Origin of the sequence: Mangrovibacillus cuniculi (genome assembly GCF_015482585.1) — a bacterium.
GTDB lineage: Bacteria > Bacillota > Bacilli > Bacillales > R1DC41 > Mangrovibacillus > Mangrovibacillus cuniculi.
In genome coordinates, this window is the sequence record NZ_CP049742.1 from 1,410,864 (window position 1) to 1,436,836 (window position 25,973).

28 protein-coding genes are annotated in these 25,973 nt (G+C 38.2%); 13 read left to right on the forward strand and 15 right to left on the reverse strand.

Features of this window, described 5'->3' with window-relative positions; all coding sequences use genetic code 11:
• From G8O30_RS07215 to G8O30_RS07230, 4 genes are all read right to left on the reverse strand, one after another.
• Window positions 1–213, reverse strand: coding sequence for a YqzK family protein (locus tag G8O30_RS07215; RefSeq protein ID WP_239674517.1), 213 nt, complete (start codon window positions 211–213; stop codon window positions 1–3).
• Between the two features lie 137 nt (window positions 214–350).
• Window positions 351–815 carry a ferric iron uptake transcriptional regulator gene (fur, locus tag G8O30_RS07220; RefSeq protein WP_239674298.1) on the reverse strand — a complete coding sequence of 155 codons (465 nt, stop codon included), beginning with the start codon at window positions 813–815 and terminating at the stop codon, window positions 351–353.
• A gap of 309 nt (window positions 816–1,124) precedes the next feature.
• Window positions 1,125–1,769, reverse strand: coding sequence for a stage II sporulation protein M (gene spoIIM, locus G8O30_RS07225; RefSeq protein WP_239674299.1), 645 nt, complete (start codon window positions 1,767–1,769; stop codon window positions 1,125–1,127).
• Between the two features lie 66 nt (window positions 1,770–1,835).
• Window positions 1,836–2,393, reverse strand: coding sequence for an NUDIX hydrolase (locus G8O30_RS07230; protein ID WP_239674300.1), 558 nt, complete (start codon window positions 2,391–2,393; stop codon window positions 1,836–1,838).
• A 93-nt stretch (window positions 2,394–2,486) separates the two neighbouring features.
• Here G8O30_RS07230 and G8O30_RS07235 point away from each other — a divergent pair, with 93 nt between their 5' ends.
• Window positions 2,487–3,416 carry an aldo/keto reductase gene (locus tag G8O30_RS07235; protein ID WP_239674301.1) on the forward strand — a complete coding sequence of 310 codons (930 nt, stop codon included), beginning with the start codon at window positions 2,487–2,489 and terminating at the stop codon, window positions 3,414–3,416.
• 72 nt (window positions 3,417–3,488) lie between these two features.
• On the opposite strand, the gene G8O30_RS07240 is transcribed toward G8O30_RS07235, so the two are convergent.
• The gene (locus G8O30_RS07240; RefSeq protein WP_239674302.1) at window positions 3,489–3,740 is read right to left on the reverse strand and encodes a YqkE family protein; all 252 of its coding nucleotides are present in this window, start codon (window positions 3,738–3,740) and stop codon (window positions 3,489–3,491) included.
• A gap of 123 nt (window positions 3,741–3,863) precedes the next feature.
• On the opposite strand from G8O30_RS07240, the gene G8O30_RS07245 reads away from it, so the two are divergent.
• Both G8O30_RS07245 and G8O30_RS07250 read left to right on the forward strand, forming a co-directional pair.
• A complete protein-coding gene (locus G8O30_RS07245; RefSeq protein ID WP_239674303.1) occupies window positions 3,864–4,769 on the forward strand; it encodes a hydroxymethylglutaryl-CoA lyase in 906 nt (301 codons plus the stop codon).
• A 78-nt stretch (window positions 4,770–4,847) separates the two neighbouring features.
• Complete coding sequence (locus G8O30_RS07250; protein WP_239674304.1) at window positions 4,848–5,780, forward strand: alpha/beta hydrolase; 933 nt, start codon at window positions 4,848–4,850, stop codon at window positions 5,778–5,780.
• A gap of 374 nt (window positions 5,781–6,154) precedes the next feature.
• Here the strand turns inward: G8O30_RS07250 and G8O30_RS07255 are convergent, their stop codons facing one another.
• Window positions 6,155–6,481: an iron-sulfur cluster biosynthesis family protein gene (locus G8O30_RS07255; RefSeq protein ID WP_239674305.1), complete on the reverse strand. Its 327-nt coding sequence runs from the start codon at window positions 6,479–6,481 to the stop codon at window positions 6,155–6,157.
• A 114-nt stretch (window positions 6,482–6,595) separates the two neighbouring features.
• Here G8O30_RS07255 and G8O30_RS07260 point away from each other — a divergent pair, with 114 nt between their 5' ends.
• Both G8O30_RS07260 and G8O30_RS07265 read left to right on the forward strand, forming a co-directional pair.
• Complete coding sequence (locus G8O30_RS07260) at window positions 6,596–6,802, forward strand: CDGSH iron-sulfur domain-containing protein (protein WP_239674306.1); 207 nt, start codon at window positions 6,596–6,598, stop codon at window positions 6,800–6,802.
• A gap of 118 nt (window positions 6,803–6,920) precedes the next feature.
• Window positions 6,921–7,406: a CBO0543 family protein gene (locus G8O30_RS07265; protein ID WP_239674307.1), complete on the forward strand. Its 486-nt coding sequence runs from the start codon at window positions 6,921–6,923 to the stop codon at window positions 7,404–7,406.
• A gap of 170 nt (window positions 7,407–7,576) precedes the next feature.
• Here G8O30_RS07265 and G8O30_RS07270 read toward each other — a convergent pair whose 3' ends face one another.
• Entirely contained in the window at window positions 7,577–7,909 is a 333-nt protein-coding gene (locus G8O30_RS07270) for a YolD-like family protein (protein WP_239674308.1), read from the reverse strand.
• A 13-nt stretch (window positions 7,910–7,922) separates the two neighbouring features.
• Entirely contained in the window at window positions 7,923–9,188 is a 1,266-nt protein-coding gene (locus tag G8O30_RS07275) for a Y-family DNA polymerase (protein WP_239674309.1), read from the reverse strand.
• Between the two features lie 157 nt (window positions 9,189–9,345).
• Here G8O30_RS07275 and G8O30_RS07280 point away from each other — a divergent pair, with 157 nt between their 5' ends.
• A complete protein-coding gene (locus G8O30_RS07280; protein ID WP_239674310.1) occupies window positions 9,346–9,525 on the forward strand; it encodes a YqzH family protein in 180 nt (59 codons plus the stop codon).
• Window positions 9,526–9,610: 85 nt separating this feature from the next.
• Entirely contained in the window at window positions 9,611–9,910 is a 300-nt protein-coding gene (locus tag G8O30_RS07285) for a GRAM domain-containing protein (RefSeq protein WP_239674311.1), read from the forward strand.
• Window positions 9,911–9,943: 33 nt separating this feature from the next.
• Here G8O30_RS07285 and G8O30_RS07290 read toward each other — a convergent pair whose 3' ends face one another.
• Window positions 9,944–11,140: a helix-turn-helix domain-containing protein gene (locus G8O30_RS07290; protein WP_239674312.1), complete on the reverse strand. Its 1,197-nt coding sequence runs from the start codon at window positions 11,138–11,140 to the stop codon at window positions 9,944–9,946.
• Window positions 11,141–11,250: 110 nt separating this feature from the next.
• Here G8O30_RS07290 and G8O30_RS07295 point away from each other — a divergent pair, with 110 nt between their 5' ends.
• On the forward strand, window positions 11,251–12,513 hold the full coding sequence (locus G8O30_RS07295) for an MFS transporter (RefSeq protein ID WP_239674313.1): 1,263 nt from the start codon (window positions 11,251–11,253) through the stop codon (window positions 12,511–12,513).
• A gap of 36 nt (window positions 12,514–12,549) precedes the next feature.
• Here the strand turns inward: G8O30_RS07295 and G8O30_RS07300 are convergent, their stop codons facing one another.
• Window positions 12,550–13,344, reverse strand: coding sequence for an SDR family NAD(P)-dependent oxidoreductase (locus G8O30_RS07300; RefSeq protein WP_239674314.1), 795 nt, complete (start codon window positions 13,342–13,344; stop codon window positions 12,550–12,552).
• Complete coding sequence (locus G8O30_RS07305) at window positions 13,337–14,326, reverse strand: MBL fold metallo-hydrolase (RefSeq protein WP_239674315.1); 990 nt, start codon at window positions 14,324–14,326, stop codon at window positions 13,337–13,339. Before G8O30_RS07305 ends, G8O30_RS07300 begins: the two co-directional genes overlap by 8 nt.
• Before the next feature lie 157 nt (window positions 14,327–14,483).
• Here G8O30_RS07305 and namA point away from each other — a divergent pair, with 157 nt between their 5' ends.
• Window positions 14,484–15,500: an NADPH dehydrogenase NamA gene (gene namA, locus G8O30_RS07310; RefSeq protein ID WP_239674316.1), complete on the forward strand. Its 1,017-nt coding sequence runs from the start codon at window positions 14,484–14,486 to the stop codon at window positions 15,498–15,500.
• 417 nt (window positions 15,501–15,917) lie between these two features.
• A complete protein-coding gene (locus G8O30_RS07315) occupies window positions 15,918–16,397 on the forward strand; it encodes a hypothetical protein (RefSeq protein WP_239674317.1) in 480 nt (159 codons plus the stop codon).
• 36 nt (window positions 16,398–16,433) lie between these two features.
• Here G8O30_RS07315 and rnz read toward each other — a convergent pair whose 3' ends face one another.
• The 3 genes from rnz to G8O30_RS07330 form a co-directional block, all read right to left on the reverse strand.
• Entirely contained in the window at window positions 16,434–17,348 is a 915-nt protein-coding gene (gene rnz / locus G8O30_RS07320) for a ribonuclease Z (protein ID WP_239674318.1), read from the reverse strand.
• A gap of 133 nt (window positions 17,349–17,481) precedes the next feature.
• Window positions 17,482–19,728, reverse strand: a complete 2,247-nt coding sequence (locus G8O30_RS07325) for an ABC transporter permease (RefSeq protein ID WP_239674319.1) — start codon at window positions 19,726–19,728, stop codon at window positions 17,482–17,484.
• Window positions 19,725–20,456 (reverse strand): ABC transporter ATP-binding protein, encoded by a 732-nt coding sequence (locus G8O30_RS07330; protein WP_239674320.1) that lies wholly within the window; start codon window positions 20,454–20,456, stop codon window positions 19,725–19,727. The genes G8O30_RS07325 and G8O30_RS07330 overlap by 4 nt, the downstream gene beginning before the upstream one ends.
• Window positions 20,457–20,647: 191 nt before the next feature.
• Here G8O30_RS07330 and zwf point away from each other — a divergent pair, with 191 nt between their 5' ends.
• From zwf to G8O30_RS07345, 3 genes are all read left to right on the forward strand, one after another.
• The gene (gene zwf / locus G8O30_RS07335; protein WP_239674321.1) at window positions 20,648–22,147 is read left to right on the forward strand and encodes a glucose-6-phosphate dehydrogenase; all 1,500 of its coding nucleotides are present in this window, start codon (window positions 20,648–20,650) and stop codon (window positions 22,145–22,147) included.
• Between the two features lie 12 nt (window positions 22,148–22,159).
• Entirely contained in the window at window positions 22,160–22,783 is a 624-nt protein-coding gene (locus G8O30_RS07340) for a cyclase family protein (protein WP_239674322.1), read from the forward strand.
• Between the two features lie 91 nt (window positions 22,784–22,874).
• Window positions 22,875–23,345, forward strand: coding sequence for a YueI family protein (locus G8O30_RS07345; protein ID WP_239674323.1), 471 nt, complete (start codon window positions 22,875–22,877; stop codon window positions 23,343–23,345).
• A gap of 1,168 nt (window positions 23,346–24,513) precedes the next feature.
• Here the strand turns inward: G8O30_RS07345 and gndA are convergent.
• The gene (gene gndA, locus G8O30_RS07350) at window positions 24,514–25,923 is read right to left on the reverse strand and encodes an NADP-dependent phosphogluconate dehydrogenase (RefSeq protein WP_239674324.1); all 1,410 of its coding nucleotides are present in this window, start codon (window positions 25,921–25,923) and stop codon (window positions 24,514–24,516) included.
• Between the last annotated feature and the right edge of the window lie 50 nt (window positions 25,924–25,973).

Below are 25,973 nucleotides of genomic sequence, written 5' to 3' on the forward strand. Positions count from 1 at the left end.
TTATTCACCTTCCTGGTAAAAAAGAAGCAATCGTTCCATCCAGTCATATGATGAGTCAATTTCTCCATTTACTTTAATGGCTGTTCCTTCTGGTTCATCATAACGATGTATTTCACGATACTCGTCGTTTATCCACATCATACCATAGTAGAAAAACAACGTGCATGCTGTAAATAAAATAAATACTTTTGTCATTCTCCAAAGCATTCTCACGAAGGTCATTAGATGACTCCTCCTTTTTCTTTCCTACTAAAGAATATGACAAGCTTGTTTGATTCTATACATAAAATTTTTGCTTATAAACAGTAGACAAAACAAAAAGCCAACTATCTCTAGTTAGCTTAAATGGTTCATTCCGCTTCGTTTTCCTTCTCATCTACATCATGACAACGATGACAAATACCATGGAAAGTTAAGCGGTGATCTTTAATTTTAAAGTTCCAGTCTCGTTCGACAATTTGTTCTACGTCACCAAGTAGATCCTCTTTTATCTCATCTACTGCTCCACATTCAATACACACTAAATGATGGTGGAAATGCGCTACTCCCTCTTGACGTAAATCGAATCGGGATACACCGTCTCCAAAGTTAATTTTATCGACTATTTTTAGCTCCGTTAACAATTCTAATGTTCGATAAACGGTTGCTAGTCCAATTTCTGGTGCTTTTTCTTTTACTAAAAGATATACATCTTCTGCACTCAGATGATCGTCTTCACGCTCCAACAACACACGTACGGTTGCTTCACGCTGAGGAGTGAGCTTGTAGCTTGCTGCATGCAGCTGCTTTTTTATTCTCTCAATTCGCTCTTCCATCAAGCGTCCCTCCCTCGCTAATATCTTTCTCATTATATCAAATGCTACATTGTTTGCAAAATAAAATCATTATAAATAGGAGTTTGTATTTATAATCATATTATAATTATTATTATATGATAATCAAATGTTTTGCTTTGTATATTTACTGTGTAATTTATAGTGTATTTCTCGTGACAGTAGAAAGGTAAACATCAAGTATACTAAGACATTCACTAGATAAAGAGACTCCTCTAAGTGCTGGCTTCATCACGTGGTCTACGAGGAGTTGTTACTGGTCACGTAATAAAAAATCCTCCTCACTTCTCATTAAGGAGAAGTAAGGAGGACTATTTTCATTAGATATGGTGATACATATGCTTCAATACCTGATGAACAAGTGATTACTACAACAGCTAAAACCAAAACGCCTAGATAACGCACTATCCATGGCCCAATCGGTTGACTCGTTCGTTGTTTAATAAATATGGTTCTAATAAGCATTAGGGAAAAACTAGTTGCCATTACCGTTACAAAGATAAATAAAGGAATGATTAGTAAATTTTGAGGTAGAACAGAAACAAAAGATAGTAAAAAACCATTCCATTTCATTTGATTTACCAAAAACCCAACGGAAAACCCTACTACTACTCCTTTTAGAAAAAGTAATATAAATAGAATTGGTAAGCCAATGATAGAAATACCTAAAAGCCACATAATTCCTAAGAATTTATTATTATGGAAGAAACTTTGTTGGAATAATTCTTGAGAACTAGCAATATTCCCTTCCGTCATATCTCCAAAAAATTGTGTTAGATAGGTAAATAAGTCTTCTTTTTGTACTAAAGAAAGATTATTGACCATAAATGCTCCAAATAAAACTCCCATTAAAAATAATATAGAAACGAATACATAAATAGAAGCATATGTATGTATATGATCTTGTAAAATAGTAGACTGTTGTCGACGCTTCATCTTTCTACCTCCCCGACTTGGCTATATATCTACTCTATGAGCCAATTGAGAGAAGTATTACTAGATTTACTTTTGTTTTAGTTGTAATAATTCCAAGTACTGAATCGCATAAGCTGTCTTGGCATCATGAATACGTTCCTCTTCCACTAATTTCTTTGCTTCCTCGATAGAAAGCTCTAACACTTCGACAAATTCGTCTTCATCTACCTCCAAACGTTTTTCAGGAGTTGTCAAATCTGTTGCTAAATATACGTAAACTAGTTCATCTGCAAACCCAGGGGATGTATAGAAGGAAATAATTTTAGTCATTTGGCCTGCTTGCAAACCCGTTTCTTCTTCTAATTCTCTTTTGGCTGTTTCTAATGGATCTTCGCCTTTTTCTAATTTTCCTGCTGGGATTTCCACCAGCGCTTTTTCCATGGCCTTGCGATATTGTTCAACCATGATGATTTTCCCTTCGTTTGTTACTGGAATTACAGCAACAGCTCCAGGGTGCTTAATAATTTCTCTAGTAGACGTTTTTCCGTTAGGTAAATTCACTTCATCAACTTGAAGAGAAATAATTCTCCCCTTGTAGATTGATTTAGACGCTATTGTGGTTTCTTCCAATTGGTGTTTTTTCATCTTAGTCCCTCACCTTTTTTGTTTTCAGTGTATCATATTTGGATAGTTACAGAAAAAGAGGTATTGTAATAGAAAGAGAAAGGATGATGAAATATGGAAACGAGAAAACTTGGTTCTTCTAATCTTTTTGTAACAGCTGTCGGATTTGGCTGTATGTCTATTGGAACAGATAAAAGGCAAGCAAAAAAGATTTTAGAAACTGCTTATGACCAAGGTATCCGATATTTTGATACTGCAGATCTTTATGATCAAGGTGTAAATGAAGAGATTGTCGGAGAATTCCTAAAATCAGTCGGAAATGACATCATTCTTGCAACAAAAGTAGGGAATCGATTTACTCCTGGCGAAGAAGGATGGACATGGGATCCTAGTAAAAAATACATAAAAGAACAAGTAAAAAGTAGTTTAGCTCGTCTAAAAGTAGATAAAATAGATCTGTATCAATTGCACGGTGGCACCATGGATGATCCACTTGATGAAGTGATAGAGGCATTTGAAGAATTAAAACAAGAATGTTTCATACAAGAATATGGAATCTCTTCGATCCGACCTACTGTCATTAATTACTTTACCAAACACTCTTCTATTGCTAGTGTGATGATCCAGCATAGTATGCTAGATCAACGACCAGAGGAACAAGCTTATCCTTTGTTAGATAGTAACCGAATTTCCGTTGTTACTAGAGGTCCAGTTGCGAAAGGGATTTTAACCGAAAGTGGTTTTGCTAAAAAGAAAGAAATGATTAGAGCAAAAGGTTACAATGGAATGCCGGGAGAAGAGGTCATTAGGACCGTTGAAAAAGTTCGTGAGTGGGGTATGGAGAATGGTTATACCCTAGAGGAGTTGGCTCTCCAGTACAACTTAGCACATAATCCTGTGGCATCTGTGGTGGTTGGTGCAAGCAGCCCAGAACAAATCACCGAAACAGTGAAAGCATTTCATTCAACGCCTTTAACAAAAGAGCAACTGAAAGAATTGAAGTCGCTTTTACCTTTCTATAAATATGAGGCACACCGTATATAGGAATAGGAAAATAAATGACTGCAGCAATCACTCGCTGCAGTCACTTCTCTATGAATTTCAGCCTAAATATTGTTATTTAAATTCTTTCCAATTCATACTTGATTCTGATAGAAGCTCTTCAAAAGACTTGTTTTTTTCTCTTCTTTTTTGCTCCTCTATTCTTCTCTTCTCTTCCGCTTCTAATCTCTTTTGCTCATCTACTTTTAATTGTTGTTTTGTATTGGATAACTTATCTTTTAATTCTTTCCCTAACAAATCACCTAATGTGAGTGTTTCTTTTTCTTGCTTTTTAGGTACTGGGTTTGTTCCTTTTTTCTTTGCCATCTTACCAACTTCCTTTCTCTCACCTAGTATATCATGCCTATTTATACGTGAAAATGCTTCTACTTAGCTCTCTTTTTCCATACATATAGATTACCGTACAAAATCGGAAAGGATGAGTGTAGGATGCAGGATGATCACGTAACCATCATTGAAGTGGGCGCTCGAGACGGATTACAGAACGAACGTAATTGGGTACCGACGGATGTTAAATTAACGTTTTTACAAAAGCTTGCTGATGCCGGGTGTAATGAAATGGAAATCACTTCGTTTGTCTCTCCCAAAAGAGTTCCGCAGATGAGTGATGCTGAAGATATTGCTTGCCACCCCTTTACAAAAAGAGATTACGTATTAGTTCCGAATGAAAAAGGATTGGAGCGTGCATTGGCAGTATCTAGTCATGTTACACCAGCTTTTTTTGTTGGAGCTTCTTCTTCCTTTCAACTAAAGAATATCGGCATGACTCACACCGATTCTCTTCATTTAATCCCAAGGTTAATTGCACAAGTAAAAAATCAAGACCGTTTTTCCAGACTTTGTGTTTCTACTGCTTTTTATTGTCCTTTTGAAGGAAAAATGGATGAAAATCAAGTTGTCGACTTCTGTATACCCTATATAGAGGCTGGTGTAGATGAATTATCTATTGCAGATACTATTGGAATGGCTAACCCTAAACAAGTTCAATCTTTATTTCATAAACTTCAACAAACATTTCCAAATGTTCTCCTGACCGCTCACTTTCATGATACGAGAAAAAGAGGTCTAGCAAATGTTTTTGCTGCGTTGGAAAGTGGTGTTAGACGTTTTGATACTTCCATTGGAGAATTAGGTGGCTGTCCATTTGCTCCAGGTGCTACTGGTAATGTTGCAACGGAAGAAGTAGTTAGTTTTTTGGATGACTTAGGTATGAAGACTGGCATATCCTTAGAAGGTTTATCCGCTGCGTATCGAATTGTTGCACCAGTGTTAAGACGACCTAATCCAACAACTTATGCTAAACTCGGCCCCTTTTCTATCACTGCATATGAATAGTTTTCACGTGCTTTCCCCTCCCTTTTTATGGTACTATTTGGGCATAGATAGTACGTATAAGTAAAGGAGAGTGCTGAAATGAAATCATGGGTAAAATGGCTTGGAGCTGCTTCTGTAGCAGCAACAACTGCTGCCACATATGGAGTAGCACATCATGTTTCAAACAGGCTATTATATTATAAAAAGAAAGAACTTTCTCTTGTTATAGATCGCGAAATTTCTGCTAAACGGCTAGACCAAGATGTCTTTTCTCAGTTACCGTTAGTAGAAAAAGACATCCCTTCTCCGTTCGGCTATTCCATTCATTCTTGGTTTATTACTCCTTATCCAGATTCAAAAAAAGTAATGATCTTTTCTCACGGAGTTTCGGAAAACAAATGGAATTCTATTAAATATATGGACATATTTCGTGAACTTGGATTTAACGCTGTTCTCTACGATCATCGTAGGCACGGTGATTCTGGTGGAGAGTCGACTAGTTATGGTGTTTATGAAAAACGTGACTTAGCGGCAGTAGTAGCGGAGACTAAAAAAACATTTGGAGAAGATGCACTAATAGGGATTCACGGTGAATCGATGGGTGCAGTGACGACACTTCTTTACGCAAGTCAGGTAGAAGATGCTGTTGATTTTTATGTCGCCGACTGCCCGTTTGCTAGTTTCGCCGACCAAGTTGCAGAACGGATGAAAACCGAATCTAAACTTCCATTACACGTGTTAATGCCAGTCATTGACTCTGTTCTATATCGTCGAGCAGGTTATTCTATGTATGATAGTGCCCCTATCGACACAGTAGACCGTATCCAAAAACCTGTTTTATTTATTACCACAGAAAAAGATGACTACATCCCTGCTTCTGCAACAATTGCTTTATATCATAAGAAACAAGGAGCTAAGAAGTTATCGGTGTTGAAAAATGGATTGCATGCACAAGGGTTAAATGAAAATAAAGAAGCATATCAAGAAGTGGTGAAGAGTTTCTTGGATGAAATGGTTTACGACACTAAGTAACTAGTTAATTACCTTTTTCGATCTAAAAAAAGCTGGGGCAAAACAAAAAAGGTACTTTTCGAAGAAACGAATGTACCTTTTTTGTGTTGTATTTAATTTTATAATAATGCGGAATTAGTGCGTTTACAGAATATATCTTTGGGATTGTAGCGGGAGGGGCGACTCCTACGGGAAAGGTGTGGTGTCTAGCTTCAGGTGCGCAACCGCTCTGAAAAGTCCAAAAGCCCTCCGGTGGCTGAAGAGCTGCCTCCTCGGTCTTCCAAACTTTTCTGCCGCGGCTGAACGCGCGCCTTTCGCTTTTCGTAGTGGAAAGCGTCCCCCTGCAGCGGAAATCCCTGTGCAGTCACTTTTGGGTTTTGTCCAAGCCTCTTTCGTTACACACGAAGCGCCATTCTCGGATTTAAGATTTGGCTATCGTTCTTTAATTGGAACGTTCTTGCGCTCTCACTAAAATCAATTACTACCTCTTCATCATAAAAAATTAATTTTGTTTTCTCTACAATAATATCTCCGTCGTTCGTTGCCAACGTGATATGGTCATCTATCTCTTTTTCTTCCGATGGGATATACCTTAACGTAGGGATTCCGCTGACTACACACCCGCATCCTTCTGTATCATAATGCAATTTCAGCAATACGTCTCCATCCGGTTTGCGCTTAGTCAGCTCTTCTTTCGCTCTCGATGTAATCGTTACTTTCATCGTACTCCCTCCATTTCTATTTAGATTTTAACATATTCTGTCGAAAGTCTTGTTATTTTTGCTCAAAGTAACTAGGATAAGATATGGGGAAGGAATTACATGAGGAGGATGATTATGTCAAAAGTAACGATTAAAGTAATGGATAACGGTGGATTCCGTGTCACAGGTGATGTTGATTTAGTAGATGCAGAAGGAAATTTATACCCAGCGAAACCAGCTTTCTCTCTATGCCGCTGTGGACAATCACAAAAAATGCCTTATTGCGACGCTTCTCACAAAGGAAACTTTGAGTCATGCGTTCGTGTGGAAGCGCAAGAATAGTTTACAAAAAGGAACTGGATTGCTTTAATAAGCGCAGTTCCTTTTCTTTTTCCCATACTTAGATGCATAAATACCCTGCTTAAATCAAATAGTAGAATAAAAAGATAGGGTGTGCTGAATGGACAAGATTTTACTTAAAGGGTTAATTCTGGCATGTTGTGCTGCTGCTCCTTTTTTGTTCAAACGTCGTAATATGTATGAATTATTTGTTGTTTTCTTTTCTAAAGGAGTTGTCTCTACTTTATTAGATGCATATGTAGTCAACTCGAAGCGCATTGCTTATCCTGTTCGTCCATTCCCTGACGTTTTTAAAACGAACATCGTTTTTGATATGTTATTTTTCCCTCTTTGTAGTGTGCTTTGGATTCGTCAGTGCTACAAAGATTCTGTCACTGGTGTCCTTTGGAAGAGTTTAACTTGGAGTATTCCAATGAGCGGTGCTCAGTGGGTTTTACAACGTTACACCAATCTATTAGAGTGGCGTAGATGGAACGTTCTTTATACTTTTGTCAGTGTGACGTTTACATTAATTATCATTCGTATTTTAATCGAGGTGTTAAGACGACTTCAACCTTCTACATTTTCTCGAAAGACTTTTTTATAAATGGCTAGCCTAATTCTTATTAATACAGAGAAGTCCCGCGATGGAAGTGCGGGACTTTTTCTTGCTATTTTCTAAAGTGGCTAAGATGGATTTAAACGTTCCTTATTCTCTTCTTCACGATGATTTTGCTCCCCCAGAGGAGTTTGACGAGTCAGTATCTTCTTAAAGCCTCACTTATCCACCAATTCTAAATTCGTGACTTTTTCCATGGATACTTTTCTTGTTTCTGTTTTACCCTCTAACATCAATACTCTCTGTAACATATCTACCTTTCTAACAACTCCTATTACCTCTTGAAAATATCCACCTTCAAAGTAAGTGAGCGTTACAAGTTGTTGACCATCTAACGCTTCTTGCAATCGTTCGTTCAACTCTTCCCACATATGCATATCTAGTTCTGGTTGTTTTTGCTCATTTTGACGCATTTGTTGTTCACGTAATATCTTCACATGTTCCGGAAGCATCATGGATGTCCATTTAATTCGACCTCGATCTCGTATCATTTATCTACACCTCCTACGCTTTATGACCGCCCACTAATTTCGCTCTGTAGTTAGCTGTTCCTGCTTTCGTATACGAAACAGCCCTCAACAGAGATCCAGAACCATATTTCGTTCTAATTCCATCGACTACGTACCCTAAGGCTCGTTGTTGTTCTTTTTTCGGTTCAAATAAATTTAGCTGGATGCACGAGTCTTCCACAATAGAGGACAAGGCAATAGAAATTTTCCTCACCGTTTTGGGAACAAAATTTTCTTCAAACAGTTCTAAGCACACACGATATAACTCCATCGTGACATTTGTCGGTTCATCAATCGAACGTGATCGATAAAACCCTCCACCAAATTCTGTATGACTGTATCCAATCCCAAGACTGATGGTCCGTCCCGCTTTTCTATGCTGTCGCGCGCGCCTAGCTACTTCTTCACACATCTCTAAAATGACATGCTTTACTTCGGAAGGGTCGTCATAATCTCGAAGTAAGATCTGACTTTTACCGAAGCTAATTTGCCCCTCTAAAATCGGTGCACCAAGCTCTGATAAATCTACTCCCCACGCATGATAATACAGCTGATTCCCCATAATACCAAACGTAGATTCTAACCGTTCTAAATCGTATCGTGCTAATTGGCCCACTGTATATATTCCTAGTCGTTGAAGTTTTTTCTCTACTCTTGAACCAATTCCCCACATTTTACTAAGAGGTGAAACTGGCCATAGCTTTGTTGGCACATCTTCATACGTCCATTCCGCTACGCCATGTTTTTTGGCTTCTAAATCTAGACACAGTTTTGCCATCAACATATTTGGACCGATTCCAATAGCACATGGCAATTGGAATTCTCGCTCTATCTCATCTTTTATACGCCAAGCAATTTCCTTCGCATCACCTTTCCAAAGCTCATTCGTGCCATCTAGTTCTAGAAAACTTTCGTCAACGCTATACGTATGAATGGATTCTTTCGGTACGTATCGATGAAACAACTGAGTAATTTCTGTAGAAATACGAAGGTACGTTGCCATTTTCGGCTCAATCAATTGTATCTTTGGATCATCTGGAATATCAAAAAGTCTTGCACCCGTTTTAATCCCGAACTCTTCTTTCATCCGAGGAGAAGCAGCCAAAACGACACTTCCTTTTCGTTCTAAGTCACCTACAATTGCGATATACGCTTCCATCGGATCTAACCCCATCATCACCGCTGTACAACTGGCATAAAAACTCTTCATATCTACGCACAGAATTTGTTTATTAGGTAATTTTGCGTAATCAACGGACATTGTCTCTCCTCCTCTTTGTAGCGAACGCACGTTCTAGTATATACTTTATCTTATGCGAATATACGTTCTATTTCAATGGAGATTTTCACCAGCGTCCTAGTAATTGTTTAGACATAACACAAAGAAGAATTTATACTAAAGTAAAGAGGTGAACCAAGTGGACAGTGGTTTAGTAGAAAAAATGATAAGAGAACGAATAAAGGCCTATCATCACGTAGCTACAAAAGATGAGTTGAACCATTTACTCCAAAAAGTACAAGAAGAGATGGAGACCGATCCAACCACCTCTATTTATGACCACATCCAAAATGTGTTGTATGAATATATCACGGTGTAACTTATCACTTCCGTCCTAGGAATATAATACGTCTTCCTTTTCTTACATTTGTTAGGATAGAATGAAGTGCGAGGAGGCGATCTACATGAAAGAAACTGCGGTTTATGACGGTTTAGCAAACGTATTTAAAGGCAAAGAAGCTGTAGGTGGAAAACTATACTTGACGAATGATGCATTGATCCATAAAGCTCATGCAGCTAACGTTCAAAAAGAGGATGTTGTAATTCCGCTGAGTGAAATTACAGGAGTTACTCCAAAGAAATCCTTCATGGTGCTACCTAATAGATTAGTTGTACACACGAAAGATGGACAGGATTTTGTTTTTGTTGTCTATAAGCGTGATGTGTGGATGGAGAAGCTTACCAATAAATTAGTCGTATCATGAAGATACATTAAAAAAGAGCAACGATGATGAGTATCAACGTTGCTCTTTCTTAATTTTTTCTAAACGTTTTAACAGTCGTTTCTTATATCGGTTGTTTGGAAATTTTTCCGATAATGATTGTATCTCCTCCACCCAATCATCTCCACAATTAAGTTCTGTTCCTAATAACAAACCCTCAAGGTACACCATCTGATCTAGTTGACTGTGCACACTCCATTTTTCTCTTTGTGTCCATAATTCATGAAAGACATTGGATCCTTCTGCGGTATTTCCTTCTAAAGCATGAAGGACTCCTTGAATAAGCAATTTCGGTACTTCATAATGACTACTTAACTGAACAGAAGAAACGTAGGCATATTGTTCTCTAAGTGCTTTCGCATCACGATGTTCAATGGAGTTTAAACTTTCTGTAAAAACTAAACGAAGTCGAGAAGCAGCATCCTCTGTGAACTCAACAAACTGACGAGCCTTATGAATAGCCTCTTTATAAGCCTCTACATTCCCTTCATCCATCGCTAAACTTGCAATCAACCGATAAAAATCATCTGCTCTATAATATGTGTGGATGCTCTTCATAAATTCGAGACCTTCTTCTAAATGTTTCATAGCAAGTGTACTATCGTCTTCATAAAATAATTCTTTAAAAACCAACAGCATATAAAACTCAATCCGTGTATTCGGCTTTGTGCCTGTTACAGACAAATGTGACAATAATTCAATTTTACTCATGGCATCTTCGTAACGATTCCACTGTAAAAAGTAATATGCTTCTAGTATTCGAGCCATAGCCAGCTCATCTTTCTCCCCTAGACGTTCAAACAGAATGATAGCTTGTTCTAGGTATAAGATAACTTTCTCTCTATTTTTTAGCTCTGCGTAGCAAAAAGATACGATCATCATCGCTTTTGCTTTCCAGATAGAATCATGTGCATCCTCCATGTACGATAGGAGTTTATCGATCAACTTCTCTTCGTAGGCATCTCGGCTTGCATCCGCTAAAGCCTCAATTTCTTGCACAATTTTTCGCAGTTCGTCTTCTTTTGGATTTACTAATAAAGCTTGCAAAGGCACACCCAATCGCTCCGCAATTTCACGTAAACTCCGCATGGAAGCCTCTGCTTTTCCATTTTCAATCATGCTTAACATAGACTTCGTTACAATTCCGTCTGCTAGATCTGTTTGTGTCATTTTGCGCTCTTTTCGTAGGGCTTTTATGCGTTCTCCAATCATGGCACACCTCAGAAGTTAAATTTTATTGAACTTTTAGTTGTCAAATGGAATATCTTCTCATATACTAATATTAAATCATATTTAACTTTTTTCGCAAAGGGGCACATGTTATGAAATCAAATTTGTGGTTATTGCTTATTGGAAAGTTTGCATCGGTATTCGCTTCTAGTTTATTTACATTTGTAGCAGGATTAACCGTATTAAAGAACTCTGAGTCAGGTCTACAATTTGCTTTAGTGTTACTAGCAGGGACATTACCACGAGTATTGCTCTCACCTATCGCTGGTGTATACGCAGACCGTTTAGACAGGCGAAAAGTAATTATATCCATGGAAAGTTCAAGTGCACTTCTTTTTTTCGTAGCAGGAATCAGCAGCATCTTCATCGAGTTCACCCTACCAGTATTTCTTCTCATAAGTTTTACATTAACAACCCTATCTACCTTTTTATCTGTCACACTAACAAGTTCTATCCCACTTCTTATTGAAAAAGATCAATTACAAAAAGCAAATTCACTTATGCAAAGTATTGCTTCAGGTTCCAGTATCGGCTCTCCAATCATTGCTGGAGCACTATTTTTAATCGTTCCAATACCATTTTTCTTAATAAGTTCCAGTATTCTATTTGGTATATCTGCTATCTTAGCAGCTAAGTTATCCTTTGTGAAAAAGGTGAAAAAAGAAGAAAAGACACCAATGAAAGAAGAACTAAAAAGTGGGTTTCGTTACTTACAAAAAAATAGACCTTTATGGGTTTTGTCCATTACTGCTGCTTTTCTAAATTTCTTCTTTATTGCTCAAGAGGTATTATTTCCGATTGTAGCTGTCAAAGAACTTAAGTTGTCTGCTTTCCAGTTTGGCTTTTTAGAAAGTACATTTGCAGTTGGCTTTTTACTAGCAGCATTACTACATGCAACACCTGCGTTAAAAATAATTTATCCATTAGCAACAACGCGATATTCTCTGTTTGTCATGAGTATCCTTTTCATCGGACCTGCCATACCATTGGTTGTACCAATGTCAAAATCTTTTATTATCCTATTTTTTGTCCTTCAGTTTTTACTAATGGGATTCTTTGTAATGAGAACAAACATGCCTATTCAACTATATATACAAACAAAAACAGATCCAGCTTATTTAGGGAGAGTCATGGGTGTCTTAGAATCATTAGCGATGGGAATCATGCCTTTAGGGATGGTATTGTTTGGTATCTTAAGTGATATTGTACCTATTCAATGGTTGTTCGTTGGCTGTACAGCAAGTCTACTTGTCATAACGATTCTCGCTGCGTTGAATCTAACTGATGAGATTAAAGAGGAAAAAGAAGAAAATTCTACTTTGGTGAAAGATGTTTCTCTAAAAACTGCTGAATAACAAAAAGAGCTTAGCGAAGTAGCTAAGCTCTTTTTGTTATTTTTGAGAAAACGCTTTTCCACCAAGCTTTTCTACTAGACCTGGCATGACTTGATACAATTTTCCCGCTGCATTCATCCAACGAGGACGATTAATTTCTCGAACCGATTTAAATAAAGATTCAATAACTGGGGTAGCAATATCATCTGGTTTTAACATCCAACGCTCTACATTTTTCACATAAGAACCTGATTGGTCAGCTACTTCAAAGAAATTTGTTGCAATGGGACCAGGATTTACACTAGTAACAAAAATGCCATGCGAGGAAACCTCCATACGCAAGCTATTCGTATATCCGAGCACAGCATGCTTTGTTGCTGCATACACACTGGATTTTGGTGTAGCCATTTTGCCTGCTTGAGAAGCAATATTAATGATATGACCAGATTTCTGTCTCATCATTTGAGGAAGCACTTCACTTGTACAAGCAATTAATCCAAGGACATTTACATCAAACATCCCCTCAACATCTTCTTCCTTTGCTTCATGAGCGTAATCAAATACCCCAAAACCAGCATTGTTTACTAAAACATCCACCGGGGCGATGGATTGAATCTCTTTAAAAACAGCTTTAATTTGTTCGCGATTTGCTATATCGCAGGAAAACACTTCACAGCGTACGTGGAACTCCTTTTCGATTTTCTCCTTAAGTTCCTTTAGTACTTCTAAACGACGAGCAACTAGGGATACATTCGCTCCTTGTTCTGCCGCCAAATACGCCATTCTGGCCCCAATACCACTAGAAGCACCTGTAATGACAATGTGTTTTCCTTTTATACGTGAATTACCCAACCGATACACCTTCTCTACATCGATAATATACCCATCCGTTTTCTTCGATAGTAGATGAAACGAGTTGTTCCGCTTCCAAATAATCTAATTGCGCAAGCGTTTCTGATAACGTTAAACCAAATTCCCTTTTATAAGCCAACGGAAACAGCCATTTACATATGGAAAATAACGTTTGTGGTTCCTTTGTTTCTTGTAAATAAGTCAAAACAGCCATTGCTCTCTCGTGTTGTTTGGTTAGTCGTAATTTAATGAGCTCAGATGGATTGGAAACAACGTCGCCATGACCACTCCAGACAGCTGATAAAGCTTCTTTATGCAATTTTTTTAAAGAATTATTATACTGCAGGATAGGTTTATGTCTTTGCCCTCCTATTTCAAACGGAGGTTCTACTAACGGATTAGATGATATATGCGATAATAACACATCTCCGCCTAAAGCAACACGACTAGTGGAATGAATTAACGTAATATGACCTTCTGCATGACCAGGAGTTCCTAACACTTCCCATTCAGGCAGTCCTGGTAAGCGATCACCTTCTTCTATAGAAAGGTCAATAGCCCTTGTACAAGCAACGACTAGCGGCTGTCGAAAACGTTCTATTGCTTTTGGTGGAATAGTAGGGAGTCCTACTTGTTTTAGAAGTTGTTCAAAAAAAGAGTCATGGTGTAAAAGGAATTCCTCTGAATGAAGAAGCCACCTCCCCCCGTCCTGATGCGCAATGACAGTAGTAGATGAAGGAAAGCGATCCAGTAACCCAGAATGGTCTGGGTGATGATGCGTTAAGACTACTTGCTCAATAGCAGAGATGCTAAGTCCAACTTTAGCTAATTCTGTTTGCACAATCTCTTCTGCCAAATCCGTATTAGGACCTACATCCACAAGCGTTGGTACAGGTGCATCTAGTAAGTAAATATGTACATCCCCTACGGCGAATGGTGTTGGGATGGTAATTTGATATAGATTGTCTTGAATTTTTTTCATTTGCTCACTCCTTATGAAATGAATTACCATTCATTTTTAACCTAAGTCTACTCCTTTTTCCTTGATTTGTCATGTGAATCAAGCAAATAATTGGAGTCTGATTTTGTAGAGGGTTATACTAACCCTGTTAGAAGTTAGTTTCAGAGGAGGAAATAGAATGACGGCAAAATTATTTGAACCATACACAATAAAAAATGTTACGTTTAAAAACCGTATTGCAATGGCTCCAATGTGCATGTACTCTTCTCATGACGAAGATGGTCTAGTGCAAGATTGGCATAAAGTTCATTATGCATCTCGTGCAGTAGGGCAAGTTGGTTTAATTATTTTAGAAGCAACAGCTGTTCAACCAGAAGGTCGCATCTCTTCTAAAGATTTAGGAATCTGGTCTGATGAACATGTGGAAGGTTTAGCAGAACTTGCACGCTTAATTAAATCTCATGGAACTGTACCAGGTATCCAATTAGCACATGCAGGTCGTAAAGCAACGGTTGATGGAGATATTTTTGCGCCATCTGCTATTCCGTTTAGCAATGATTACAAAACACCTAATGAAATGACAAAAGAAGATATTAAGAAAACTGTGCAGGCATTCCAAGATGCAACAGTGAGAGCAAGCAAAGCTGGATTTGAAGTAATGGAAATCCATGGTGCTCACGGATACTTAATTAACGAATTCTTATCTCCAGTTTCCAATAAACGTACAGATGAATATGGAGGTAGCGCTGAAAATCGTTATCGCCTTCTTCGAGAAGTAATCGAAGCAGTTAAAGAAGTGTGGGACGGTGTGTTATTTGTCCGCGTGTCAGCAAAAGACTACTTACCGGAAGGATTAGACGTCGAAGATTATGTAGAGTTCAGTAAGTGGATGAAGGATCAAGGTGTAGATTTAGTCGACGTGAGCTCGGGTGCTGTGGCACCTGCTAGAATTGATGTATATCCTGGCTACCAAGTACAGTTAGCAGAAAAAATTAAGCACGAAGCAACTATTGCTACAGGAGCTGTTGGGTTAATCACTCGCGGTGAACAGGCAGAAGAAATTCTTCAAAACGACCGTGCTGACATAATTCTTTTAGCGAGAGAATTACTGCGCGATCCTTATTGGCCTCGTACTGCTGCTAAGCAATTGGGTGTAGAATTAGAAGCACCTGTTCAATATGATCGAGGTTGGTAAGCAGTAATTTCTAATAAACCGAGGATAGATGACGGAAAGGTACATTGGCGTAATGCGAATGTACCTTTTTTCTGTATACAAAAATAAAACGTTAACTCAGAGGGTGGAATGACCATAGTGGTGGTCCTCTATCATGCACTCCCGCCAAATTGAGGACCTCCTCAATTTTCTGACGGTGCTCAATAATGCTTTCCTTCTATTTTGACAACCATCTTAGCACTGCGGTGGTCCTCAGAAATGCACTTCTCTCCATTTGACGACCGGCACGGCTCTCCGGTGGCTCTCCAAAACGTACTCCCTCTACTTTGACGACCGGCTCAACCATTTGATGTCTCCCCAAAGTAAACTCGCCATACCATAAAAAGTCTCACCACCTCAACATTGTGAAAATGCATGAAATAGGCCTTAAGGGGCATCATGTTACTAATTGACGAAAAGGGTGATTACATGTTCAATCAATATTTACTGTGGACGTTGCTAATAGCACCGTGGTTTTTGCTTATCCCTTTACCTAAGGAAGCCGTAAAACGTTACATGCCAGCTTCCATATTCGGTGCACTAGTCCTAAGCATCGTTTTTCAAATGGCAGATGCCTTAAATTGGTGGAAAGTTAAGGAGAATATTTTCATATTTTCTAACACTACACCATTTGTTTATGGTTTGTTTCTTGTAGGAACACTAATCATCATGTATTTTACATACCATAAAGCAATTTTATTTTTCATAACTAATTTACTAGTAGACAGTTTTCTTGCATTTGGAGTAAGTACATGGTTTGAGTACCTAGGTATTTATGAGTTACAAGAAATCTCTTCAATACATGTTCTCCTTATTACCACAATTGTAGCCGTATTGATTTACCTATTTCAAAAGTGGTTAGACCCTATATTAAAATAAGCGGTTTTCTATTCTAAAGATAGAAAACCGCTTTACTTATACCTCTTCTTCCTCAAAATCAGAAACGACAAAAGAATTGTCAAATATACTTCTCGCTTCTTTCTCTAAGTCTTTCCATTCAGATGGTAAAAATCTAGAGCTGATATGTGTTAGAAGCAGTTTCTTAACATTCATTTCTTTTGCTGCAGATGCTGCCTGAGTGGTAGTGGAATGAAAGTAATCAAATGCCATTTTGGTTTGCTCAGAGGAAAAAGTTGCTTCATGAACACAAACGTCCGCATTGATCATTAATTCCTTACTCCCCTTACACACCCGTGTATCTCCTAAGATGGTTGCGACACGACCTTTTATCGGCTCTCCTAACACATCACTTGGATCTATGATAATTCCATCCCACTCTATAGCATTTCCAAGTTTTAAATCTTTTAAGTGTGGGCCTGGCTTAACGCCTAGAGAAGAGATTTTTTCCATGTCTAAGGTGCCAACACGGTCTTTTTCCTCTACACGAAATCCTAGAGAGGGTATAGCATGGTCAAGCCACTTAGTTATAACCTTTATTTGCTCATCCTCAAAAATAACACCTTCTTGTTCTATTTCAACTATTTTTAAAGGGTATTTTAGATGTGTCTGACTAACCGATAATGTTGTATCAATAAATCGCTTTATACCTACAGGACCATACACCGTTAATGGTCCTTCTCCACCTTGAAATGACCTACTTCCTAATAAACCTGGTAAGCCGTATATGTGATCACCATGTAAATGCGTAATAAAAATCTTTTCAATTCTGCGAGGACGAATAGGTGTATGTAAAATTTGGTGCTGTGTCGCTTCTCCACAATCAAAAAGCCACACTGCTTTTCGCTCTTGCAACATTTCTAAAGCAATAGATGTCACATTACGAAGTTTTGATGGTACACCTCCACCGGTTCCTAAAAATCGTAGCTTCAAGCTTGTCCCCTCCTAACGTATTCACGCTATTTTATCACAACATTAAGAGAAAACGAACTAGTTACCACGTACCGAAAAACAGGTGGTCTTCCCAAAGGAGCCACCTGTTTTTCTAATATGTTGGATGAGCCTATCAACGCTCTTGCCTCTTCAACACTTCTTGAAGAGAAATATGCTTCAGTCTCCTCTTGGCTAATTGAGTAGACACAACATAACTAAGAGAAATAATTGCAAATCCAATTATAATGAAGATTGGTTTTGCTGTTATTGGAAAAATCATTTGTGTTTGCTTTACTTGTGTTAACAATAAACTCTCTAAGCTAAAAACAGTCAAAGGAACAGCGACGATAAATGCCAGTAGAACAATCGGATAATAGCCAGCAAGCAACATAGAAGATATCGCTCTTTGTTCATAGCCCATCACTTTTAATAATGAGATACTCGTACTGTTTTCTTCTATTATCATTCGAGCAATTAGCGACATGATTAAAGCCCCGATAATAAAAGCCACCGCCGACATTACGTAGATAGAACCTTTCGTAGCTCCCATGGATTGATCCGTAGCATTTTGCATATCTGTTTTAGAAATAACTTGAAGAACATTTTCTGATACTTTCGAGGAAGTTTCTTTGTACTCACCTAGATAACTTCCCTTTGGTAAAGCAAGCCAACTATTAACTTTATCCCTAGTAGTATATACATCCACACCATTATAAAGGTTAGCAATACCCACTACCTGTTCGGTTACCTTTTTACCATTACCTAGTACAATCGTATATTCATCACCAATCTCTAACTCGGCTATTGCAGCTGTTACTTTATTAATCACAAGTCCTTTATCTAAGGACCGTAGCAAGTCTTCCTCTTTTTCATTTTTTAAAGTAAGAAGACGATTATCACTTTCTACCCCGAAAAGTGAGCCATTGAAATTTTCTTCCTCTACACTAAAGGAAAAGGTAGAGAGAGAAAATGCCTCTTTATGATCAATGGATTGTTGGATAGATTGATAGAAAACCATCGCTTCAAACTTACTCTCTTTTCCGAATGAAGCATCCATCATCTCATCTACAGCATTCATACTAAATAACCCTATTAATAATAGGAATGTGGCAAAAATGACACTTAAGAATAAAAAGATTGCTCTACCTATCCCACTTTCAATAATACGAAATCGAAAGCGTAGGGAGAATGGTAAAGAAGATAAAACATTTCTACTTTTAAATGTCTGTTTTTTAGAAGAGGATTCTCCTCGTAATAAATCAAGAACAGGCTGATGTAACAAACGGTTTCCATATATAAAGAAGACACCGCAAAGGAATAAGGTTGGCAAAATGGAAATTAGAACTAAATCAAACCAATTACTAGGTAAAACCGTTACAATTGGTATGTGAAAATAAGTTGTATATAATTGTGTCATTTGCTTCGTAAGTGTTATCCCTCCAAGTATCCCTAAAAACGAACTACTTACCCCTAAAACAAATGGAATAGAGGTATAGGCAAGTATTATGTCACGCTTTCCTACCCCTAATGCTCTCAAGGTGCCTAATTGTTTCTTTTGGGATACTAAACTCCTAGAAATCATCATTGTCACCATTGCTATAGATAGTGCAAGAATAAGAAATGGGAAGAAATAACTGAACACTTTTGTGCCTTGTAATTCTGTTTCTATATAGCCAATTCGAGGATTGTCCTCTGCCTGTAACTCTTTTACGATTGGCGTAAATTGTTCTACTTTAGACTTAAACATAGCTAAGCCTTCTGAATCTTCTACTCTAGCAACCAGCATAGTAGCTGGTTTAGTAGGTAACAGTCTCATACTATCTTCCAAAACATATCCTAGACCGAATGCTTTAGGGTCATTAATCAAATCGTTCTCATTCCGAAGTGGGAAGATATAATCTGGTGCATACACTAGGCCTACTACAAGGAATTCATTACTACCTAGTAGAATAGTATCTCCTAGTTTGATATCGTGCTCATTCGCAAACATATCGGATAAAGCAACTTCTTGAGGATCCTTTGGCATACGTCCTTCTTGCACAAATGGAACATTGATTCTCTCTGTGATAGTAAACAGACGGACAGTACTGTTATCCAAATTTTCAACTTCTGCATCTAGAGTAAATCTTTGTTCAACAGAAATCTCATTTGTCTGCAATGATGCAATATCCTGCTCCTCTATTGGAGTAGAAATAAATACATGTACATCTTCTTGATCAGAAGTATCTCGGAAAGTTTTAAAATTATCCTCCACTACAGTCGACGAATGAGAAAGTAATACAAACAAAAATGCACCTAAGAACAATAAAAGCCAAGCTCCTATTAAAGAAGCTTTTTGCAGTTTCATTTGACGAAATACAGCACGACGTAATGACTTCATACCCATTTAACCTCTTTGGCAGGGATTGGGTTTGCATTTTCTTCAAAAGAAGCTAACTTCCCACTCTTCATTTTTATGACAACTTCTGCCATTGCCGCGATTCCTGGATTATGAGTGATGAGAATGACGGTAGTTCCCTCCTGCTGCTGAATATCTTGCAGTAGCTCTAACACCGCTTTCCCCGTTTCCTCATCTAATGCTCCAGTTGGCTCATCACATAACAATAAAGTAGGGTTTTTCACTAGTGCCCGTGCAATCGCCACTCTTTGCTGTTCCCCTCCACTTAACTCATGCGGAAATTTATCTGCTTTGTCTTTCATTCCTACTTTTTCCAGCACGTAATCCAGCTGTAAAGGTGATGAACTTAACTCTTTTCCAATTTCTATGTTTTCTTTAACTGTTAACATAGAAAGCAAATTATACGATTGAAAGATAAACCCTACATAATCTTTGCGATATTTTGTAAGTTTCTTTTCATCTAAATGAGTAATATTTTGCTGAAAAACAGACAATTCCCCATTGCTAATCGTGTCTAGTCCACCAATTACGTTTAATAATGTACTTTTACCCGATCCAGAAGGTCCTAATATCACGGTAATTTTCCCTTTTGGAATATCAACACTAACATCATGTAGCGCATTGACGGTTAGTTCTCCTTCACCGTATCGTTTGGAGACGTTTTTTAAATGAATAGTCACTATCTCATTCCCCCATTCTATATCCATCATACGACCAACCTAAATAAACCGCAATACTTTTTGAAATATAAATATTATTATATTTCAAAACTAGAAGTTCTTTAAGCAATACATTTGCGTATAGGACTCGAAAACGCTAGAATGATGTAGAAATGTTAAACCCAATAAAATAATTAGTATGTAACAATTACATAGACGAAGAGAAAAGCGAGGTCTTACACGTGAGTCAACAAGAAACACAAGTATCATTAATTATGATCTTCGGAGCTACCGGAGACTTAGCCAAGAGAAAGCTTTTCCCTTCTCTCTATCATTTATATCGAAAAGGGAAACTTACAGACCAATTTGCTGTCGTTGGTGTGGCACGTCGTCCATGGACTAACGAAGAATTTGTTCAACATGTGAAAAATTCTATTGAAAATGCGGTTGGCTGTCATGAAGATATTGATGATTTTGCTTCACACTTTTATTACCAACCACACGACGTGTCAGACACTGCTTCCTATCAACAATTAAAAGAATTAGCGAGTGAACTAGACACAAAATATCGTTTAGAAGGAAACCGCATTTTCTATCTAGCGATGGCTCCAGAATTCTTTGGAACAATTGCACACCACTTAAAAGGTGAAGGATTAACAGATACAGCTGGATTTAAGCGCTTAGTAATCGAGAAGCCATTTGGACATGATTTACCATCCGCGCAAGAGTTAAATGAAAGTTTAAGAAAAGCATTTAAAGAAGATGAAATTTATCGTATTGACCATTATTTAGGAAAACAAATGGTGCAAAATATTGAGGTAATTCGTTTCGCTAACGCTCTATTTGAACCACTTTGGAACAATCGTTTCATTTCAAATATTCAAGTTACTTCAAGTGAAGTACTTGGTGTCGAAGAACGTGGGCGTTACTATGAAAAAAGTGGTGCTCTTCGCGATATGGTGCAAAATCATATGTTACAGATGGTTGCCCTACTTGCAATGGAGCCACCTATTAAGCTAACGACGGACGAAATTCGTTCCGAGAAGGTTAAAGCTTTACGTGCAATGCGACAAATGGAAGCAAACGAGGTACCAACATACTTTGTTAGAGGTCAGTACGGAAGTGGCGTAAATGGCGAGACAAAGGTTGTTGGATACCGAGAAGAACCAAACGTCGATGAGCAATCTAATACAGAAACATATGTTGGTGGAAAAATTTTAATCGATAATTTCCGTTGGGCTGGAGTTCCATTTTACATTCGTACAGGTAAAAGGATGGCTGCAAAGTCAACAAAAATCGTGGTACAGTTTAAAGACATTCCAATGAACCTGTATTACGGTGCAACAAAACCATTATCGCCGAATCTATTGGTTATTCATATTCAACCAGATGAAGGAATTACCCTTCATTTGAATGCGCAACGAGATGGTTCTAGTACCGAAACCAAACCAGTGAAGTTAAGTTTTGCAAACAACTCTGTCGATAGCATGAATACTCCAGAAGCATATGAAAAGCTTCTATATGATTGCATGCGTGGAGATGCAACAAACTTTACACACTGGGACGAAGTTGCGCTATCTTGGGCATTTGTGGACAAGATCTCTGAATACTGGTCCTCTACACCTGCATCCTTCCCAAATTATGAAGCAGGGTCTATGGGTCCAAAACAAGCAGATGAACTTCTTTCTAATGATGGATTCCACTGGTGGCCAATCGATCATTTAGATGTAGACAAGTGTTAAGGAGGAAATAGGATGAAATTTTTTGATGTAACGGCACCCATCTACACGGGAATGCCAGTGTATAAAAATAAACCTGAGAAACAACCTAGCTTAGATACAGTTACAAATGGCTATGTAACGGAAACTCGCCTGTCTTTAGACGTGCATACTGGGACGCATGTAGATGCACCATTGCACATGATTACTGACGGAGATACGATTGAAACAGTGAAAATTGAACAATTAGTTCGACCTGTAAAAGTAATTGATGTTACTTCAGTTGAAGAAGCAATTTCCGCTGAAGATTTAAAAGATGAGTCTTTCAACGAAGGAGATTTTGTTTTATTCAAGACAAAAAATTCTTGGGATGAAGACTTTAACTTCGACTTTATCTATGTAAATGAAACTGCAGCAAAGCTGTTAGCTGATGCAGGTGTAGTTGGGGTAGGAATTGATGCTCTTGGTATTGAACGTGCGCAAGAAGGACATCCTACACATAAAACGCTAATGTCAAAAGAAATTATTATTATGGAGGGACTACGTTTAAAAGATGTCCCTGCAGGTAATTATTTTATGGTAGCAGCGCCACTTCGACTTCAAGGTGTAGATGCATCTCCAGCACGCGTACTTTTATTTACAGAAACTCCGGGAGCGTAACATTCGTGGAGAATAGTGCATAAACAAAAGAGCAGGAGCCCTATTAGGTCCTGCTCTTTTACTTTAAAGAAATCCAATGAAAGGAGTTAAGATGAAGGTGAAAAAGCCAACTGTAGATGACTACGTACAGAATGGAATATACGGGGAAAAACAAACAAAACCAGATGAGCGCAGAAGGTTTTTGGGAACTATTCGAGAAAGAATCGTTATCGCCCTAACTACTTCTCAAGTCCGTAAAGAAAAGATTTATATGGAAGTGAAGGATGCTTTAAAGACAAACAAGAAAGCAACTCTTTTCCTAAATGGCGACTTGGATTATCGTCATTTAAGTGATTACATTAAGCTGGCGAATGATGCTGGAGTTACTTATTCCATGGTAACAAACTTAGAGCAAACAACGGATATTGGTTTGGTTTTAGCGTATGATTACGCGATAGATAAGGAAGAGATTTTTGTAAAAGAGCAGAGTTCCGATGATGGGAACGACGAAGAAAATGATGATGGTGGTTTTTCTTTGATGAATACATTTAAGCAACTCTTTACGCCGAAGGATAAGGTGTGAAGAGTTGTTGAGATAAACTTAATTCCCTTTAATAAGAGGATTCGGCAAAACTAAAAGTGACTGCACCGGGATTTCCGCTGCAGGGGGACGCTTTCCACGGGGCGGGCAGCTGAGCCTCCTCGTCGCTAAAGTACGCGCTCCTGTGGGGTCTCAGCTACCCACCTATCCCGTAGGAGTCGCCCCCTTCCGCTCCAATCCCGAAGATTAATTCAGTAAAATCTCTAATTGTGCAGGGCTATAAAGTCATCTAATCCTTATAGATTAACAGCAAGAGGTACATTTGTTTTTTTGAATGTACCTTTTTTCATTTCATGACAGCCTCTTTTTGTATTATTGGGAAACTGAACAGTACCCGCGCCCAGCTCATTACTTGCTACATATAAACAACTGGAATTGAATCGATACTTGCACCTAAGTATAAATAATTGGTTCGCTATTGTGTAGCCCCCTTATCCCAATCGTAGAGCTCTTAAGTTTTAAAGCATAAAAAAGACTACAAAAACAATAAAAGATAAATGAACTTGTCCCTTCGTCTCAACGGGTTAAGTCGACTGAGTACTTACACCGTTTTTATAACCTATAATGCTTCTATTTGAATAATAGGTATTGTATGTGACGACTCATAGGAAGTATCCTTTCCTCAATAAAAACCTTTTGTAACTTTGGAAGTATTTTACACGTCTTTAACAGAAGATAGGTAAATTTTGTAGAGGAGGAAATACATATGAAAAAGGTGCTATTGTAAAGTTGTATCTTCAAGTTGATGAAAACGGACAACGAAGCATCTTTATGAAACCAGAAGTTACAAGTACTATTTACACGGTTGCGGAAGAAATTACGAAAAGTATTTCAAGATAAATACTTATATCAGGTAAATTATTTGGAAGATAATAATCCATATCAATTTAAATATTCTGGGTTAAATCTTATTAACTATTTGCATTTTCTGTTGACCGCAGTGGAAGGTACGAAGACTCCTCGGGGATCAGCGTACTGTCGAGACCCTGGACTGAACGAAGTGAGGGAAGCGGCTCGACAGTGCGCCCCCAGGAAAGCGAAGTACCTGGAACGAAGGGCAACGGATTCTCCACTTCTCTTTTCTAACTATATAAAAAAGGTGAATTTGAGAAAAAACTCAAATTCACCTTTTTATTTAAACTAATTTAAATTACTTCATCCACTCCGTATGGAAAATACCTTCTTTATCCGTACGCTCATAAGTGTGAGCACCGAAGTAGTCACGTTGCGCTTGGATTAAGTTTGCAGGTAGAACCGCAGAACGGTAGCTATCGTAGTAAGATAACGCCGCAGCAAAACCTGGAGCAGGTACTCCTTTTTGTACTGCAAGGCTGATTACATCACGTAGCGCGTACTGATAGTTCTCCACGATTTCCTTGAAGTACTCATCTAATAACAAGTTTGCAAGTTCCGGATTGCGGTCGTACGCATCTTTAATCTTTTGTAAGAATTGCGCACGAATGATACACCCACCACGGAAGATCATTGCGATATCTCCATACTGAAGATCCCAACCATTTTCTTCAGACGCTGCACGCATCTGTGCAAAACCTTGCGCGTAAGAACAAATTTTACTCATATATAACGCCTTACGGATTTTTTCAATCATGTCAGCACGGTCACCTTCAAATCCAGATGCTTCTGGACCTGACAGAATTTCCGCTGCTTTCACACGCTCATCTTTTAAAGCAGAGATGAAACGAGCAAATACGGATTCCGTAATGATTGGAAGAGGCACACCTAGATCAAGTGCAGATTGACTTGTCCATTTACCAGTTCCTTTTTGTCCAGCTTTGTCTAAGATAACATCTACTAGTGGTTGTCCAGTTTCGTCATCTTTCTTCGTGAATATATCCGCAGTGATCTCGATTAGGTAGCTATCTAACTCACCTTTATTCCACTCTGCAAAAATCTCATGAAGTTCTTCTGCTGATGCACCAAGTACATGCTTTAATAATGCATAAGATTCAGCAATTAATTGCATATCTCCGTACTCAATACCATTATGAACCATTTTCACATAGTGACCAGCACCATCTGGACCAATATACGTACAACAAGCATCTCCGTCCACTTTAGCACAGATTTCTTTTAGAATTGGCGCTACTAATTCATATGCTTCTTTTTGCCCACCAGGCATAATAGAAGGACCTGTTAACGCTCCCTCTTCTCCACCTGATACACCTGTACCAATGAAGTGGAAGCCTAATTCAGCAAGCTCTTTATTACGACGAATGGTATCTTCATAGAACGTATTACCACCATCAATGATAATATCACCTTTGTCTAGTAAAGGTTTTAATTGATCAATCGTTGCATCCGTTGCAGCTCCTGCTTTAACCATTAACAGAATACGACGAGGAGTTTCTAATGATTGAACAAACTCTTCCATTGTGTATGTAGGTACAATTTGTTTACCTTCTGATTCACGGACCATTTCGTCTGTTTTTTCACGAGAACGATTATAAACCGAAACAGAAAATCCACGGCTTTCAATATTCCACGCTAGGTTTTTACCCATTACAGCTAGTCCAATGACACCAATTTGTTGTTTTGACATAGTACGACATCCCTTCTTTTCGTGTCGAATGGTTCTCATTCTAAATATCC